Here is a 16,756-nt window from a genome sequence, read left to right as displayed (position 1 = left end):
AAACGCGTTCGGACATAGGTGCCATCTGGAAAATCTCTCGAACATCAGTGATTCATGAGCGAAACCATCTCCGCTCATTCCTCCCTGTCCGCAAAAATGCGGATGGAAACAGGCCCGAGCAGACCGGACTTCAAGAGAGGTTCGTTAACGTTGGTGTAAGCGCGCCATGTGGAAAATGTTTGTCGTTCGCGTCTGGCCACGGCTGCGGGGTCATTGAACCACGCGGGCAATTCCAACAACAAAGCATCGGCGCGGTAATCGCTCGATGTCGTATAACGGGCGTCGAGCGGAAGTGCTTCATCGCCGATGAGACGATTAACCCAACGATTCGCGACCGTGATCTCGATTTTATTCGCACCTTCGCGCAAGACACCGGCGGGAATCGATAACCTCCATGGCGCGGTCCAGGCCACACCCAGATCACGATCATTGAGGCGGACGGCGGCGATGTCGCACACTTCGCCAAGCAACAACTCCGCGCGCCGTCCATCTGCGCCGCCTTTGTTCAAGAACTCCGCGCGATAAACGGCGGCTCCGGAAAAATAGCGCGCGTCGGAATCGGCGGACTCATTCCATGCTTCCAGTCTTTGAAAAATGCGCGTGAAAGCTTTTCGGATGGGCGGACGAAACTCCACTTCCCACGGGCCGTCCAGCACGAGCGTTTTGCCATCTGCGCCGCCGGTGTCATCAGCGGGCGCGAGCGAGGACGGAGACGTTCCCTGCTTTTTGCGAAAAACGACGAATACCGATTCCATCGCGTCCAGATTCAGTTCGACGGTGGCGTGGCCGTTTTCATTTCTCAAAACGCCAGCCGCGTGACGTTCACCGCTAACCGGATTCCAGATTTCGGCGCGGCCTGTGCTTTCGCGGAAAGTGGCGCGGGTCGAAACCGGATACGGATTGCTGTTCACAACGAAATAGATTTCCGCGTCGCCGCCGGACACGCTCCGGTGAACGTAACGCAAGGGGAGTGGCGCGTTCGTGTTCGCATTGTCAACTCCGGCGCGCGTGGAGGGGGGGGGGGGGAGTGTGGTAAAATCGGGCGGGACGTTTTTGCGGAGCCATGCATCAATTTCGCCGCCTTTGTGGACGCGTTCTTCGTGCCAGAGTTTTTTCAGCAGACGATCCCACTCGGCGCGCTCCCCGGTGATATCATTGCGTCCAGAGGGGGCGCTGGGCGGCGGACCAAAAACCGGCACGCCGGCTTGCCAGAGTTTTTCCAAACAACGCAAAAGCGAAACATCCGCCACCCACGAGTTCGGCAGAAAAACGACGCGATAACTCGCACCGTTTGCCAGCGACACGTATCCGCCCCCGACCTTCGCGTCCTTCAGTTGGGCCGGCGCGATGAAATCCCACGCGTAACCATCAGGGAAAACCGGAGAATAGCTGGGACCTTCCAGCGTATTTATGCCGACAGTTTTCAGGACAAGCACATCACCGACAAAATGGCCCTGTTGCAGCAGCCATTGCGAGCGGGCGAGGTAGTCGGTCCATGCGCGTGCGCCCAGCGTCCACCAAGTGTTGAGCCGCCCGAACTGACTGCCCCAGCGCGCCAGAGTGAAACCGGGCTGCAAGTCGGAACGCGGCTGGTGGACGTAGGTGTGAAACACGATGCGGTTGAGTCCTTCGAGAAAGGCGCGGTCGCCGTAGTATTTGAGATTGCCGGGAGTCTGTCGCCAGCGTCCGGCTTCGGGCATTGTGGTGAATGCTTCTCCCGCAAGCACATTTTTTCCCAAGCTGTGAACGAGTGATGCCATTTTTTTGACGCGCTTCGAATGCTCATCCCAGTTGCTCACCCAGAACTCGGTCATGACGACATCCGCCTGCGCGCCCGCCTGAAACTCCTCAAACGCCCCCCCGTGGTAGGGTTCGGTGTAGAGTTTGAGTCCCTGCGCGTTGGCCAGCTTTCGGAGCGTACCGTAGTAGTTTTCAGCCACGAGATCGGAGGCCGTCTGGCGAAAGTCGCGAAACACGGCATCAGTCTCCGTGACGGAACCGATCACGCGACCTGCGAGGGCCGGCAACCACGGCAGCAAATCGTAACCGCGCCGTTCGCGAAATTCGTCGGGAAACGTCGGCGTCCAGTTTTGCAAACCGGCCTCCCAACTGTCCACCAGCACGCCTGTCACCGATTTTCCATTACGAGCGGCAGCAGTGTCCAGAATACGCCCGAGGGATTTTTCAAAGTGAAACCGCGCGGCAGAGGCGTCGAATTTGTCAACTTCGAGGCCGCGGCCTTCGGGTTGCGCGGGATGATTGATTTTACCGGTCGTCGTGTAACCGAAACGCAACAGCGTCCAGCGTCCGGCAGGAAGCGCGGCCTCGACGCGCCCGTTCGCCTCGGAGAATTGTTGGGTGAGATTGATAATCTGTTCGGGGCGCAAAGCGGCCTCGGACGACGCGGTGGCGACGCGGGGTTTTTGAGGAAATTGTCCCCAAAGGAGGGTCGATAAACTTTTTGTGCGAAAATTTTCGATACGGTCCTCGTTTGAGAGCGAAAGGCTGGCGAGCGAAAGCGGCCAGGGCGCGGCGTCGGGAGTGGCGCGGCGAAAGGTGAGGCGAAATATCCGCGCCTTGGTCGACGAAAAATTGATTTCAACCGTCCGCGTGTTGGCGTGGCCAAACTGCAAGTCGAATTTGCCAACATCGCGAAACGTTTTCCCGTCATCGTCGGACGCCTCGATTTGTCCGGCGAGCCGTCCTTTTTGTTGTTTGTCACCAAATATGAGGCGCGCCATGCGGCGTTCGCGCGCATCCGCATATTTCCAGGTGAATGACGGCGTGGCCGCGTCGGCCGGAAGACGCAGAGCCTTGGTATTTCCGGCGGCGGCAAGCGGCGTAGGGTCGAGACCAGCAATAATGTTGCAGGAAAACGCCGCGTCTGTCCCGCCGGATTCGGAATCGGATTCGAGATCGGACGGCACGGCGATAACGGCGACATCGCGGTAAAGTCCTCGCACGGCTTCCGGCTGTGGGAGCGTCACGGTGATGTTTCGCGCCGGGTTTTCCGAAACGACCGGCGTCTCGCTCCAGACGAGCATTTTCATGGAGTGCTCCGGCGTGATCCACGGTCCGCCACTGGTGGACCAGCCCGCGCAATTCATGATGTCAAACGTGAGGCCGAGACGGGTTGCCGTTTCAATCGCATATTGAACGTTTTCGTGCCATGCATCCGAACCGTGCCGAATCGGCCCGGCGGCGAGGCCGTGACCGTCCACGTCAAGAAATTGGAGACCCGCGATTCCTGCGGCCTTCATGTCTTCGAGATCGGCACGGATGCCGTCTTTGCTCACGTGTCCGTTAATCCAGTGCCACCAAGTGAGCGGACGCGCCGAGGGCGGCGGTTGCACAAAACCCGCCTCAAGCGGATCATCCCCAACGCCGTCTGCGGCGCCGACGTGGATGGATGTGAATATCGAAAAAATAACTACAAAAAGAGCGTGGGCGATCGTGGGCGTTTTTTTCTGCATGAAAGAGGATGACTATGACTATGGAGGGAGGGGGGGGGGGGGGGGGGGGAGGGCGCATGGAAACGCGCCGGTTTTTGTCACTGGTTATACGGATTCGTCATCCGTTTTTTGATCTCTTCCGGCTTCATGATTCTGGCGTGACCGTCCATAAACCCGACCTTGGTTTTTTTGTCCGTCCAGCGGATTCTGCCGCTGCCCGGAGCATCAACATTCAATGTGTTGGCCATGTCGTCGGGGCTGGTGGATGCGCGGGCCAGGTAAGCCTCACTGTCAATTTGAGAAATGGTTATCCCGAAAGGAGTCCCGTCATCCTGAACGCAAACATCCATGATATAAATTTGCTGGGATGGGGCGGTGAAGGCATTGATGTTTTGGTATTTCAGAAAGACATTACTGCTTTTCGTGGCTTCTGTAATCGTAAAGTTGCCTAGGGGTTGGAAGTGCAGAATTTTATTTTCATTTCCGCTGCCGGGGGCGGGTCGTGCCGAGACAAGCGGGTCGTGCATGACAGGCGGACAGGGGCGCCCGGTATTGTCCGGATAGTTGGCGATATACATGGAGAGGATGCGATCCCAGTTGCTGTTTCCGCTGTAACTTACGTTGGCTTGATTATAGAGGATCTGTCCCTTGTTGTCCTGCGCCCAGAGCAACGCACTCATGGTTACCTGTCGGATGTTGGAGGTGCCATGCGCCCATTTTGCGGTTTTCCGGACGGCCGCGACAGTCGGGATGATGATTGCCGCCAAGATGCCGATAATGGCAATGACGGTCAGCAATTCGATCAGGGTGAATGCCCTGACGGAGTGGCGATGATTTGGGATTTGGATATTCATGGGTTTGGGTTGAATTCAGGGATGGAGCGAATGCACAGGGGACGAAATCGGGAACGGATGCCGGGGCAATCAGGTCGGTATGGCGCAAAAGTTCATGTTTTTGCTTTACCCAAGCAATGGGCGTGTAATTTACACAGGTGAATGCCCTCCCCTCCCCAGAAAACACGCGTAACGCAATTGGATGTGGCTCGAGTCGCCGGTGTGAATCGCGCGACTGTATCGCTCGCGCTGCACGGACATCCGGGGCTGCCGGCGACAACCAAAGAACGGATTCTTAAAATCTGCGAACAGATGGGTTATGTACCCGATCCGATGCTGTCCGTGCTGGCGGCCTACCGGCATGGGCGGAGAACAACAGAGTTTCGCGGGACGCTGGGATGGCTGGCGCAGACCGTGGGGCCATTTCGCTGGCGCGAGTTGTCGCATTTCGCCGCCTATTTCAAGGCGGCCCGGCAGCGGGCGGAGACGCATGGTTACCAAATCGAGGTGCTCGACTTGCAGGAGATGGGCGTCTCCTGGGCGCGTGCGGCGGGAATCGCAAAATCACGCGGTATTGATGGGGTATTGTTGTGCCCGCAGCCGTATCCGGACATGAATCTGATGGCGTTTCCGTGGCAGGATTTTGCGGCGGTGACGTTTGGTTACAGCATCGTGGAGCCGAAACTGCATTCCGTGGCCTCGGCGCAGTATCGGGCGGCGTTTGCAACAACGAAAGAGGTATTGGCGCGTGGATACAAACGCGTCGGTCTGAGCATGGAGGCCGGGCATGACCAGCGCACGGACCACAATTATCTGGCCGGCTATCTAGCCGCTTGGGAACTATATGGGAAGGGTCGGCATGTGCCGGTGTGCGCGGAGTGGCAGTCCCGGTCATGGTTTGAACGCCACCGCCCCGATGTCATCCTGACACCTGTTTACTCAGGTTGGGAAAAGGTGCTGGAGACGCTTGGCGTCAAGGTGCCGGACGAGGTTGGGATCGCGTGCCCGTCATTGGCATCGTCTGATGAAACGGTGTCCGGGATGCGGGAGGACAACGAACAAATCGGGGCGGCAGCAGTGGATTTTTTGGTCTCGGCCTTGCATCGCGGCGAGCGCGGCATCCCGGCTCATCCGCAACGGGTGCTGGTCGAAGGCACATGGGTGGAAGGGAAAACATTGCGACCGAGACCGGAACCCTGATGGCAATTTTCGCAGTGGGGATGTGGAAATTGCTGCGGGTGGCAATGGAGTTGGCGTCGTCGCACCTTATCGCATCAGCGACGGAGCGTGACCGAAGTGCTGGCGATAGGCCCGGCTGAAATCATTGAAATGCCGGTATCCGAGCATGAAGGCCGCCTCTTTGATTGAAACGTTCGGATTGCCGAGGAGTTCGCGCGCACGATTCATCTTGATGCGATGGAAATGGGCGAGCGGACTTTCACCGGTCTGGTTTTTGAAGAGCCGGTAAAGCGTGGGCTGCGAGAGGCCCAAGTAGTCGCAAAGACGTCCGATGGGCTCCTGACTGTCCGGATGCAGACGCATCCACGCCAGCGCGAGGGCAACGCGGTGGGCAACGGGTTTTTCCTCGGGAACGGCCTTCATCAAACGCAGCAGGAGAACCTCAATCTGGAGCTGGCAACTCTCAAGCCAGCCGGGGCTCCACTCATCCTGACGCAGGATTTCCTCACGGCACATCGCATGAAGCCGATTCCATAGCGGACGCCGGGCGACGGGAGTTTTTTGTATGACGCTGGCATTGTCTACCATGTCGGCTAGTTCCGGACGCAAGGGGCGCCGCCACATCCAGAGCAAAAACTTGCAGCTTTTGTGTCCGGCGCGTGCCCATCCGTATGGACAGTTTTCGCGTATGAAAACGAGCTGGCCGGGGGCGAGCTTGATGGGACAATCATTCAGAATGATGGTGGGGGTTCCTTCCTCGATGCAGACACAGACCCAGCCTTCATGCGTGCTGACGGGAACGCCTTGCTCATGGAAGTCGCGGCGTCCCCAAGCCAGATAAAGGAGAGGAAATGCGGCGCTGGCCTCATTTCTCCAAAACGAACGGTCGCGTGCGGGGAGATAGAGATGCTTGGTGGCGCGGCTTGGCATAGCATGATCATTCAATCAATTTGCGCGGCGCGTTCAAGATTCGTTCCCGCAGTCGGGACGCGGACTAAGCTGGATGCGTGGAAACAACCATGCCCGCCGCTCACGTCATCACCGGAATCATCACCGACATCCAGCGGTTCGCGCTGCATGACGGGCCGGGCATCCGCACGACGGTCTTTTGCAAGGGCTGCAACATGCGTTGCGCGTGGTGTCACAACCCGGAGACGATCAACCCGCGTCCCGAACTTCAGTTCTTCCGCTCACGGTGCATCGGTTGCGGACATTGTCTTGCCGCTCCGGATACATCCGGCGCTGGCGCCAGCGCCGATGCAGCGTTGTGTTTCACCGACGACACCGGCGTGGCGCGGCATTACCGGGGTGATTGCCACGCGGAAGCTTTGGTGAAGGTTGGCCGCGAAGTGGCGCCGCAGGATGTTCTGGCCGAGGCGTTGCAGGACAAAAATTTCTATGCGAACTCCGGCGGCGGCGTGACACTTTCCGGAGGCGAGGTGACGGTGCAAACGCACTTCGCACTCGAAACCCTCGCGCTGCTGAAAGCCAGCGGCATCCACACGGCCATCGAAACGAATCTGGCCGTGCCGTGGGAACAGCTCGAATCGCTCCTGCCGTTGCTGGATCTGGTCATGTTCGACATCAAGCACATGGATTCCGTCACGCATCGCGAATGGACGGGCGTCGCCAACGAGCGCATCCTCGAAAATGCTCGCCATCTCGGCGCGCTAGATTTGCCGCTGGTTGTTCGCACGCCGGTCATTCCCGATTTTAACGACAACGCAAATGCGATCGAGGCCATCGCAATGTTTGCTGCCACGCTGCCCGCATTGGATTACTATGAACTGCTCGCCTACAATCCGCTCGGCTCAGACAAATATCGCTGCATGGGCAAACCCTATCTGCTCAAGGACGCGCCCATGATTTCCGAGGCGGCCATGGGCCGGTTTCGCGCCGTCGCCGCAAAACACGGCATCAAGGTTCGCATCGCTTGAATGCTGGTCCCCTCCCCCTCTCTCCCCCCGTATTATGAAAAACCAGACCGCCGCCATGATCATCACTGAAAATCCCGTTGCCGAGAATTTCGCGTCGCTTTCCTTCGCCGAACGGATGCGCCGACTCAGAGAGAAAAAACTCACCGTTACCCAGGAAAAAATCGACCACGAAGGCGGCATGGACGAAGGCGATTACGGGCGTCACGTCGCCCCGGCGGACTTCCACTGGCGGATCACGCCAAACCATGCCGACGGTTCGTTTTACGGCTTCATGGGCTGGACTCGGAATTTTGAAAGCCTGCTCGCAGCGCAGCCGGTTTACGTCAACCCTCATGATGCGCTAGCCGGGCAGACTTATTTTTATCTCTCCAAAATGAAAGCTCCATCCTGCGCCAACAACGCGAATGGCGCCGGCCCAAAGGCGCGCAAAAAACCCGGCGCGGCCAGTTGCATCTGGAATGCTGATTTTGAATACACGCACCTCAAGCCCTTTCACGAAAAATACAACATCGTGCATGGCATCGGCAACGACGCGCACTATGCCTGCGACCTCGCGATGGGATTGCGGCTCGGCTGGGGCGGCATTCTGGAAAAACTTCGGCATTACCGCGCCTTGAACGGCCACGACAAGGCGGTTTTCTATGAATGCGAGGAGCGCACCGCGCTGGCGATTCAAGGCTGGATTCGTCGCACCATCGCCGAAGTTGACCGCCAACTCGCTACCGAAGCCGACCCGCGACTCCGCGAGAATTTGCGCGAGATGAAAGCTGTAAACGAGTGGGTAGTGGAGGGCGCGCCGCGCACATTGCGCGAAGCCTGCCAGTGGCTCGCGTGGTTTGTGTTGGCCAAGCGCACTTACAACCGCTGCGGCGCGGGCGGCCAGTTGGACGAATTGCTCCGGCCTTACTACGAGCGCGATGCCGCCGCCGGATTGATCGACGACGAGGAGGCCGCTTTCACCATCGCCTGCCTGCTGCTGGTTGACGCGCAGTATTACCAACTCGCTGGTCCCGGCCCGGACGGACGCGACATGACGAGCCGCATTTCGCACATCATCTTGGATGCCGCCGAATTGATGGACGGCCCGTGCAATCTCACGATCCGCGTTCACGACGACCTCGATCCCGAACTGTTCCGGCGCGGGGTGTATTTGCTTTTCCATCACAAGAAAGGCTGGCCGCGCTTCAGCGGCGACAAGGCGCTGGTGGCCGGGTTCATGCGCGCCGGCTACTCGGAAGAACTCGCGCGGCAACGCATCGCTGTCGGTTGCAACTGGATGTCACTCCCCGGCCTCGAATACACGCTCAACGACGTGGTCAAAGTGAATCTCGCCAAGGTCTTTGAAGTCGCATGGAAAGAAATGTTCGCTGCCGCCAACGACGGCACCGCCGCGCCAGGCCTCGAACGGCTTTGGGAAATCTATCTCGCGCACCTGCGCGTGGCCGTGGAAAAGACCGCTGATGGAAACCATTTTCACATGTGCCACCAAACGCACAACGAGCCGGAACTGGTGACAAATCTCCTTTGCCACGGTCCGCTCGAAAAAGGTTTGGACATGGCCGCCGGTGGCGCGCGGTATTGCAATCTCGCGATTGACGGCGCGGGCATCGCCGTCGTAGCCGATTCGTTTGCCGCGCTCGAACAACGAGTGGCGGACGAAGGCTGCCTCACCTGGGCCGAGGTGAACTGGCATATCGAAAAAAACTTCCCCGACATCGAGGGCGAACGTGTGCGGCTCATGCTACAAAGCAGCGAACGCTACGGCCAGGCCACCGGCAATCGCGCCGAACGCTGGGCCGTGCGGATCACCGGGACGTGGAGTGGCATGGTGCGCGACCAAAACCGGCGCTATCCCGACTACAATTTCATCCCCGGACTTTTTTCCTGGGCCAACACGATCGAATTTGGCGAGGCGGTTTCGGCCACACCGAACGGCCGTCGCGCCGGCCAGCCCATCAATCACGGGGCGAATCCGCTGCCCGGCTTTCGCAAGGACGGCGCGGTCACGGCTTTGGTCAACGCCATCGCCGCCGTGCAACCAGGCTACGGCAACACGGCGCCAGTGCAACTGGAACTCGATCCGTCCATCGCCGAAAGTCCGGAGGCGATTGAAAAAATCACAGCTCTCATCAAGACGATGTTCGACCAAGGCTGCACGCTGCTGAACATCAACCTGATTGACGAGGAGCGCGTGCTTGAGGCGCACAAGGACCCTTCGAAGTTTCCCGACCTCATCGTGCGCGTGACGGGATTCACTTCCTATTTTGCCATGCTCTCGCCGCAATTTCGCCAACTCGTGGTGGATCGCATCCTGTCCAGGCGAAAATTGTGACAAAACCACAGTTGTCCCATAGCAGAGGAGGGGGGAGGTTCGGTTGATGAAATATAAGCCACAATCCCATGTTCAACATCCGCCGTTTTCGCAATCGTAACGGCGTTCTCGTGGCGGGTCGAAGTCGTCTCAATTCCGCGCTTACTTATGGAGTAACCGGAATCACGCGCAATGCGACCTCTGACAAATCAAACTGTCCTGCCTCCACTTGGAACAAGGTCGGCATGAGTTCGATCGCTTTCGCACCTTCTGGGACGTTGAACATCACCTTCTTTTCGACCCAACCATCGGTATCCTTGTTAAAGGCCACGGGCTTGGCACCCTTCACCTTCGCGCCTGTCGGGAAATCGCTCAAAAAATTCGCCATGATTCGCGCATCAAACCACTGACCGGGGACACGCTTCAGGCCAGTCACGCGCGCACGGCAGCTCAATTCGACAGCCTTCGCGTCGGCGGGAATCAGGATGACCCGGTATTGCAACACGGTCTGGCCGGGAGCAGTGGATTCGAGGCGCATGAACTTTTTGCCATCGGCATCGGTTTCCCATGTACATTTGCCTGTTTTGATTTTTCCCCAGTGGTCGGGCCACGCAGGATCTTTGGTCGCGGCGGAAAAATCGCCGTTCGGGATGAGGTTTTCGGCGGCGAATACCGTTGGAGCTGTTGTCACGAGCGCGGCCAGAACGAAGACGCACAAAATTGCCGTCGTGAATAACGAATACAAACCGGCCTTTTGGCCAATCCGTGAGGTTTGGGTGTGTTTCATGGTTTTGTAGTTTTATTATGATACAGACATGAGATGTCGGGGAATACTCCGGAAGCGGGGAACGGGATTGGCGGCAACCATGTGAACGCTGCCATTATCCGGTTTTGCGCGAAGGCCGTTCGCGTTTGTTCGTCAGGTTTTTTTTCACGTTCGCGGCTCTGGCCAAGGACCCGGCGCGGTCACCAGCATTGGTAACGGTGGATGCGGACACGGGCGAACCGGACGCGTTGTTGCGGTTATCTCCGCCCCCGCCCTCCTCAATCAGCAGGCCGAGTGTTTCAAGTTGTTCACGCAATTCCCGGTTGATCTTGCCTAGCCCGCCGCATGTCCCGCGGATCAACAACGAAATTGGCGGCACCTTTGTCGCCTGGCATACCTTACCCTGTGCCAAGGCCAGCGCGTTTTTCACCAGCCAGTGGCTGATGAAATCAAAATTCTGGTGGATCGTGCTCAACGGCGGATCACTGTAGATGCTGGCATCTGTGTCGTTAAAACCGATGATGCGAAAATCTCCTGGTGCGCTCAGTCCGAGCTTGTGCATCGCGGTCATGAACCGCAACGCGTGTTCGTCGTCATAGCTGATTACCGCCAAGTCGCCATCGCCGGTAAATTCACGCCACCGCTCCGCGAGCTGATCCATCGCCTGTGAACCCGGTTTCACCAGACCGCACAACGCAGGCAAGCCCTCGCGCGACATGTCGCACACGTAGGCGCTCACGAAGCGCTGGAAAATCACATCCGCAGGCGCATCTGGGCCGAGAAATGCAATGCGCGACCGCCCCATGGAACGGTAATAACGGCATAACGCCTCCACTGCCTCGCCCGTGCCCGCACCAAACAATGACGGTTCCACGAAGCTGTTGCGCTCCAACCCGGGAATCGCCATCGGCAAACAGACCGGCAACAAACTGCGCTGCACAAACACACGCACGTCATCCATCCGCTCGTGCGGGAACCACGGGATTACCAGCGCTACGCAACCCTCCTTGCGCAAAAGCTCCGCCTGATAAAACGCGTCGTCACAAAAATCGCGCACCCACCGCGAGCACATATCGACATTCTCCTCCAATCCCTCGTGTGCGATCGCCTGCAAAATCCGGTAGGCATATGCCCCGCCCTTGGTCGATACCAGCAAACCGATCCGGTTGGCCACAGGCGCCGCCACTGCCGCACGGTCCGGAGCCAGACCTCTCCTTGCTTCATTGACACCCGCCTCCGCCGCCATTCCTTCCCCGACGCTGCCCGCCAATTCCCCCTGCAGCGCCACAAACGTCCCGCTCCCGATGCGCCGCACAATGATCCCATCATCCACCAGATGTTTTAGCGCCCGACGCACCGTGAGCACATTGCAATCATAGGTGACCGCGAGATTTCGTTCGGCTGGAAACCGTGCGCCAACAGGCAAAGTCCGGGCAAGTTTCCGAAGCTCATCTTCGACGTGGCGATACTTCAACTGGGGAGCTGGCAGAGCATTCATTGGATTGACAGTGTAGCAATTTGCTCTACTTGAAACAGAGCTTTTTATCAAAAGCAAGCCCGCGCTCTCACATTCTCAGCCCATTCAAGCCACCCGGATTTTCTCTCCCCGCGCCCGCCCCTCTCACCTCATGATAACCGACCACAGCATTGCCGCAGCCCTCGAACTCCGCCCCCTCCCCCCTCCTTGGGACGCCGCCCCCCCCCTCTCTCTCGAACTCGCCATCACCGACGCGTATCAACATTTCAATGACGCATCCCCCGCCCGGCGCGAAGCTGAAATCCTTCGCTTTCAACTCCCCGCCATGTTCCAACCCCTCCAACCCGGCGATCCTCTCGCCGGACGCATCCGTTACCCTCTCGTTGGCCTCAGCCCCGAGCTCATGGGCATCGGCTGCTACTGCCTCGAAAAACCCATCCGCCAAATCCTTGCCAACGCCTCGTCGCAAACCATCGACACCACGCACCGGCGCCACGTCGAAGACATGCTCGATTACTGGCGCACCCGCACCACCCACGCGAAAATCCGTGCCGCCCACCCCGAAGACGTCCGCCGCCTCCTCCCCGAAGACAACTGGCCGAACCACCCCGGCTCCGCCTTCCCCCTCTACCGCATCGCCGGAATCACGCTCGATTACAAAAAACTCCTTCGCAACGGACTCCCCGGCCTCATCCAAAACATCCAACGCCAACTCGCCGCCCCCCCCGGCCCCCTCCCGCTCCCACACGACGCGCACGACCTTTTGGAAAACACCTGCACCGTCCTCGAAACCCTTCTTGCCATCATCCGCCGGCACGCCACCGAAGCCCGCACCCTTGCCCGCGCTCACCCTGCCAGTGGCGCCGCCGCCATTGCCGACACCCTTGACGCCCTCACACAACGTCCCCCCGCGACCCTCCGCGAAGCCATCCAACTCGCATGGCTCGCCTCCCTCGCCGCCGGCGTCGTCAACTACGGACGCATGGACATCTGGCTCGCGCCCTTCCTCGATCACGACCTCGACGCCGGCCTCCTCACACCCGACGCTGCGCTCGAACAACTCAAGGACTTCTGGCGCCACATCGCCACCACCTATGACAACATGTTTAACAACCGCATTGTCGTGGGTGGCCTCGGACGGCCCGACGAAAGCTCCTCCGACCGCTTCGCTCTCATCGCCATCGAAGCCACTCGCACCGTTCCCCTTAACCAGCCCCAACTCACCCTCCGTTTCCACCGCGGCCAAAACCCCGCCCTCATGCGCGCCGCACTCACCAGCATTGGCGAAGGCCGCACCTTCCCCCTTCTCTACAACGACGACGCCAACATCCCCGCCGTCGCCACCGCCTTTGATCTCCCCCGCGAAGAAGCCCTCCATTACATCCCGTATGGATGTGGCGAATACATAATCGACCACTCCGGCACCGGCTCCCCCAACGGCCTCATCAACCTCCTTCACCTCCTCCACGAAACGCTTCACCCCCCAGCGCCGCCCTCCTCCCCCCCCCCCCTTGACGAACTCTACCCCGATTTCGAAACCCTCTGGACTGCTTACGCCACCAACGTCGAAACCGCCGTATCCGCCCTTTCACGACACCAGAAAATCACTCACGACATCACCGCCAACGACGCCCCCCTTCTCCTCGTCAGCCACCTCTTCGACGACTGTGCCGCCCGCCACGCCCCCCTCCACTCCGGCGGCGCGCGCCACCCCGGCGGCACCCTCGAAACCTACGGCAACATCAACACCGCCGACAGCCTCACCGCCATCCACCACCACGTTTACCAACACAAAACCTGCACCCTCGAAGAACTCGCCCGCGCCTGCGACGACAACTTCCGCTCCACTGCTGCCGCCCGCCTCCGCCGCGCCCTCCTCGCCGCCCCCAAATTTGGCAATGACGACGACACCGCCGACGCCATGGCAATCCGCGTCCACGACCATATCTGCCAGACCACCCGGGCTCAGGCCCCCCGCGTCGGCCTCCGCACCTACCTCGCCGTCGTCATCAACAACGGCGCCAACACCGTCCTCGGCCTCAACACCCCCGCCTCGCCCGACGGACGCCTGGCCGGCGCCCCGATGGCCAACGCCATCAACCCCGCCCCCGGACGCGACCGCAGCGGCATCACCGCTTTCCTCAATTCCCTCAAAAAACTCCCTGCCCATCACCATGCCGGAGCCGTGCACAACATGAAATTTGCCCGCTCCCTTTTCACCCCGCCCCTCCTTGCCAAGACCACCGCCCTCCTCTCCGCCTGGTTCGCCTCCGGCGGCACCCAAGCCATGATTACCGTCGTCAACCGCAACGACCTCGAAGCCGCCATGCGCGAACCCGAAAACTGGGCTCACCTCATCGTGCGCGTCGGCGGCTTCAGCGCCCGCTTCATCGACCTCTCCCCCGAAATCCAGCGCGAAGTCCTCGCCCGCACCCTCAACGAATAAGCCATCCCCGTGCTCCACCAGGCGCAACCCGTTTCCCGAACCACGCTTCGCATCTCGCCTGCCACCATCGCCGACGATGACACTGCGGGCATCATCTTCGACCTGCAACGCGGCTCCTTGCACGACGGCCCCGGCGTCCGCACCACGATATTTCTCAAAGGCTGCCCCCTCCGCTGCCTCTGGTGCCACAACCCTGAATCTCTGTCACCACAACCCCAATACGCCGCCCCCGCCCGCCCGGGCGAAGAACCACAACTTTTCGGACATACGACAAACATCGAAAAAATCCTCCCACTCATTTGCAAAGACCGCGCCTATTACGACGCAACCGGCGGCGGCCTCACCCTCTCCGGAGGCGAACCCGCACATCAACCCCTTTTCGCCGAAAAACTCCTGCGCGCCGCCCGTGCCGAAAACATCCACACCTGCCTCGACACCTCCGGCTGCGCCCCTCCCGCTGTTTACGCGCGCCTCGCTCCCCACGTGAACCTCTTCCTCTGGGATTACAAGGCCACCAACACCCCCGACGCGCCCCACACCCACCGCAAACTTACAGGCTCCCCCCCCGACCTCATCCACCGCAATTTTGAAACCCTCTACGATGCCGGAGCCACCATCATCCTTCGTTGCCCCCTCGTTCCCGGAATCAACGACACCCCGGAACACCTTGAAGCCATTGCACGGCCACGCCACCGACTATCCGCGCATAGCCGGCATTGAAATCCTCCCCTGGCACCCCACAGGCCTCACCAAATACGACCGCCTCGGACTTCCCCGCCCCGCAATCACGCCCTCCCTCCCCGACCTAAAAATTAAAAACGCATGGCGCACCTTCTTTCAAAACCACTGCGTATTTCCAGTGATAATACACTAAAAACCCCCTCCCCCCCCTCCCCCTCCCCCTCCCCCCCTTGGCCGAGAACAAAGCATTTTCGCAAAACCTCGCAAAATGCTTGCCAATTGCTCTACAAAAACCACGAAAGATCACTCCACCTCACCGGATCCTCCAACCCACCCTCCACACAAATTACCCATGACCTCCCTCGAACGCATCCAGGCTGCTCTCAACCACCGCCAGCCCGACCGCACCCCCATTGACTTCTCCGGACACCGCTCCTCCGGCATCGCAGCCCTCGCCTACACCCGGCTCCGCAAACACCTCGCCCTCCCCCCCCGCCCCCTCCGTGTTTACGACCCCATTCAACAACTCGCCATCGTTGATGACGACATCCTCGACCTTTTCGGCGTAGACACCATCGAACTCGGACGCGCCTTCGCCCTCGACGACCAATGGTGGACCGACTGGGAACTCCCCGACGGCACCCCCTGCCAGATGCCAGCCTGGGCCTCCCCCGAACGCGACGCATCCGGCGACTGGATACTCCACGGCCCGCCCCCCGCCCGCCATCCCCTCGGCGCCATGCCCCGCGAAGCCATTTACTTTGAACAAACCCGCTACCCCCTCGCCTCCACCCTCGACACCCACGCCCCCGCAGACATCACACCTGCGCTCCTCACCGACGCCCTCGCCAACTGCCTCTGGACCGCCATCGCCTCCCCCCCAGGGCCCCAGACCCCCCTCAACACTCCCGCCGGCCGCACCGCGCTCGCCGACGGCGCCGCCCGCCTCCGTGCCACCACCGACAAAGCCATCATCGCCATCTTCGGCGGCAACCTCTTCGAACTCGGCCAATACCTCTACCGCAACGACAACTTCTTCATGCTCCTGGCCGCCGAACCCGAAAAAGCCCACGCCTTCCTCGACGTCGCCACCCAACTCCACCTCTCCAACCTCGAAAACTACCTCGCCGCCGTCGGCCCCCATGTTGACATCATCCTCTTCGGCGATGACCTCGGCACCCAGAACGGCCCCTTCATGTCCCCCGCCATGTACCGCGAATTCTTCAAACCCCGCCATGCCCTCATGTGGCAACGCGCCAAACAACTCACCCCACACATCAAAGTTCAACTCCACTCTTGCGGCAGCATCCGCGACCTCCTCCCCGACCTCATCGAAGCGGGCCTCGACGCCATCAACCCCGTGCAAATCACCTGCCGCGGCATGGACCCCACCGAACTCCGCCGCGAATACGGCCGCGACATCGTATTCTGGGGCGGCGGCTGCGACACCCGCGACATCCTCCCCCACGCCTCCCCAGCCGAAGTCCGCGCCCACGTCACCCGTCAACTCCACACCTGGACCACCCCCCAAATCCCCTCCCCCGGCGGCTACGTCTTCCAACAAGTCCACAACATCATGGCCAACGTCCCCCCGCAAAACATCACCGCCATGTTCGAAGCCCTCCGAGAAACCAAAGCATAAAACCCGCTCCCAACAACAACGACACAATCCCC

At 60.0% G+C, this 16,756-nt stretch carries 12 protein-coding genes; 7 read left to right on the top strand and 5 right to left on the bottom strand.

Translation table 11 applies throughout. The features are described 5' to 3' along the window. Positions 1-74 precede the first annotated feature (74 nt). Together OBACDRAFT_RS00530 and OBACDRAFT_RS00525 are read right to left on the bottom strand one after the other, a co-directional pair. Entirely contained in the window at positions 75-3,473 is a 3,399-nt protein-coding gene (locus OBACDRAFT_RS00530) for a glycosyl hydrolase (RefSeq protein ID WP_043581984.1), read from the bottom strand. Positions 3,474-3,550: 77 nt separating this feature from the next. Then, on the bottom strand, positions 3,551-4,306 hold the full coding sequence (locus tag OBACDRAFT_RS00525) for a prepilin-type N-terminal cleavage/methylation domain-containing protein (RefSeq protein ID WP_052360789.1): 756 nt from the start codon (positions 4,304-4,306) through the stop codon (positions 3,551-3,553). A 141-nt stretch (positions 4,307-4,447) separates the two neighbouring features. Between OBACDRAFT_RS00525 and OBACDRAFT_RS00520 the strand changes: the two genes are divergently transcribed. Next, the gene (locus tag OBACDRAFT_RS00520; protein WP_043581983.1) at positions 4,448-5,485 is read left to right on the top strand and encodes a LacI family DNA-binding transcriptional regulator; all 1,038 of its coding nucleotides are present in this window, start codon (positions 4,448-4,450) and stop codon (positions 5,483-5,485) included. A 66-nt stretch (positions 5,486-5,551) separates the two neighbouring features. Here OBACDRAFT_RS00520 and OBACDRAFT_RS00515 read toward each other — a convergent pair whose 3' ends face one another. Then, entirely contained in the window at positions 5,552-6,394 is an 843-nt protein-coding gene (locus OBACDRAFT_RS00515) for a helix-turn-helix transcriptional regulator (protein ID WP_043581982.1), read from the bottom strand. A gap of 89 nt (positions 6,395-6,483) precedes the next feature. Here OBACDRAFT_RS00515 and OBACDRAFT_RS00510 point away from each other — a divergent pair, with 89 nt between their 5' ends. Then, positions 6,484-7,401, top strand: coding sequence for a glycyl-radical enzyme activating protein (locus OBACDRAFT_RS00510; RefSeq protein ID WP_043581981.1), 918 nt, complete (start codon positions 6,484-6,486; stop codon positions 7,399-7,401). A 34-nt stretch (positions 7,402-7,435) separates the two neighbouring features. Then, positions 7,436-9,733: a pyruvate formate lyase family protein gene (locus tag OBACDRAFT_RS00505; protein WP_198529821.1), complete on the top strand. Its 2,298-nt coding sequence runs from the start codon at positions 7,436-7,438 to the stop codon at positions 9,731-9,733. Positions 9,734-9,878: 145 nt separating this feature from the next. Here OBACDRAFT_RS00505 and OBACDRAFT_RS00500 read toward each other — a convergent pair whose 3' ends face one another. Together OBACDRAFT_RS00500 and OBACDRAFT_RS00495 are read right to left on the bottom strand one after the other, a co-directional pair. Further along, positions 9,879-10,499 carry a hypothetical protein gene (locus tag OBACDRAFT_RS00500; protein ID WP_043581980.1) on the bottom strand — a complete coding sequence of 207 codons (621 nt, stop codon included), beginning with the start codon at positions 10,497-10,499 and terminating at the stop codon, positions 9,879-9,881. Positions 10,500-10,593: 94 nt separating this feature from the next. Beyond that, complete coding sequence (locus OBACDRAFT_RS00495; RefSeq protein ID WP_052360787.1) at positions 10,594-11,976, bottom strand: GntR family transcriptional regulator; 1,383 nt, start codon at positions 11,974-11,976, stop codon at positions 10,594-10,596. Between the two features lie 130 nt (positions 11,977-12,106). On the opposite strand from OBACDRAFT_RS00495, the gene OBACDRAFT_RS00490 reads away from it, so the two are divergent. The 4 genes from OBACDRAFT_RS00490 to OBACDRAFT_RS00480 all read left to right on the top strand — a co-directional run bounded on the left by OBACDRAFT_RS00490 (position 12,107) and on the right by OBACDRAFT_RS00480 (position 16,724). Further along, positions 12,107-14,401: a pyruvate formate lyase family protein gene (locus OBACDRAFT_RS00490; protein ID WP_052360786.1), complete on the top strand. Its 2,295-nt coding sequence runs from the start codon at positions 12,107-12,109 to the stop codon at positions 14,399-14,401. Positions 14,402-14,410: 9 nt separating this feature from the next. After that, positions 14,411-15,121 (top strand): radical SAM protein, encoded by a 711-nt coding sequence (locus tag OBACDRAFT_RS00485; protein ID WP_052360785.1) that lies wholly within the window; start codon positions 14,411-14,413, stop codon positions 15,119-15,121. After that, the gene (locus OBACDRAFT_RS24745; RefSeq protein WP_157836848.1) at positions 15,069-15,275 is read left to right on the top strand and encodes a hypothetical protein; all 207 of its coding nucleotides are present in this window, start codon (positions 15,069-15,071) and stop codon (positions 15,273-15,275) included. The genes OBACDRAFT_RS00485 and OBACDRAFT_RS24745 overlap by 53 nt, the downstream gene beginning before the upstream one ends. A 159-nt stretch (positions 15,276-15,434) precedes the next feature. Then, on the top strand, positions 15,435-16,724 hold the full coding sequence (locus OBACDRAFT_RS00480; protein ID WP_043581979.1) for a uroporphyrinogen decarboxylase family protein: 1,290 nt from the start codon (positions 15,435-15,437) through the stop codon (positions 16,722-16,724). The last annotated feature ends 32 nt before the right edge of the window (positions 16,725-16,756 follow it).

Source organism: Geminisphaera colitermitum TAV2 (assembly GCF_000171235.2).
Classification (GTDB): Bacteria; Verrucomicrobiota; Verrucomicrobiia; order Opitutales; family Opitutaceae; genus Geminisphaera; species Geminisphaera colitermitum.
Note: the sequence above shows the minus strand (reverse complement) of the source record. Positions and strands in the feature narration are given on the sequence as shown.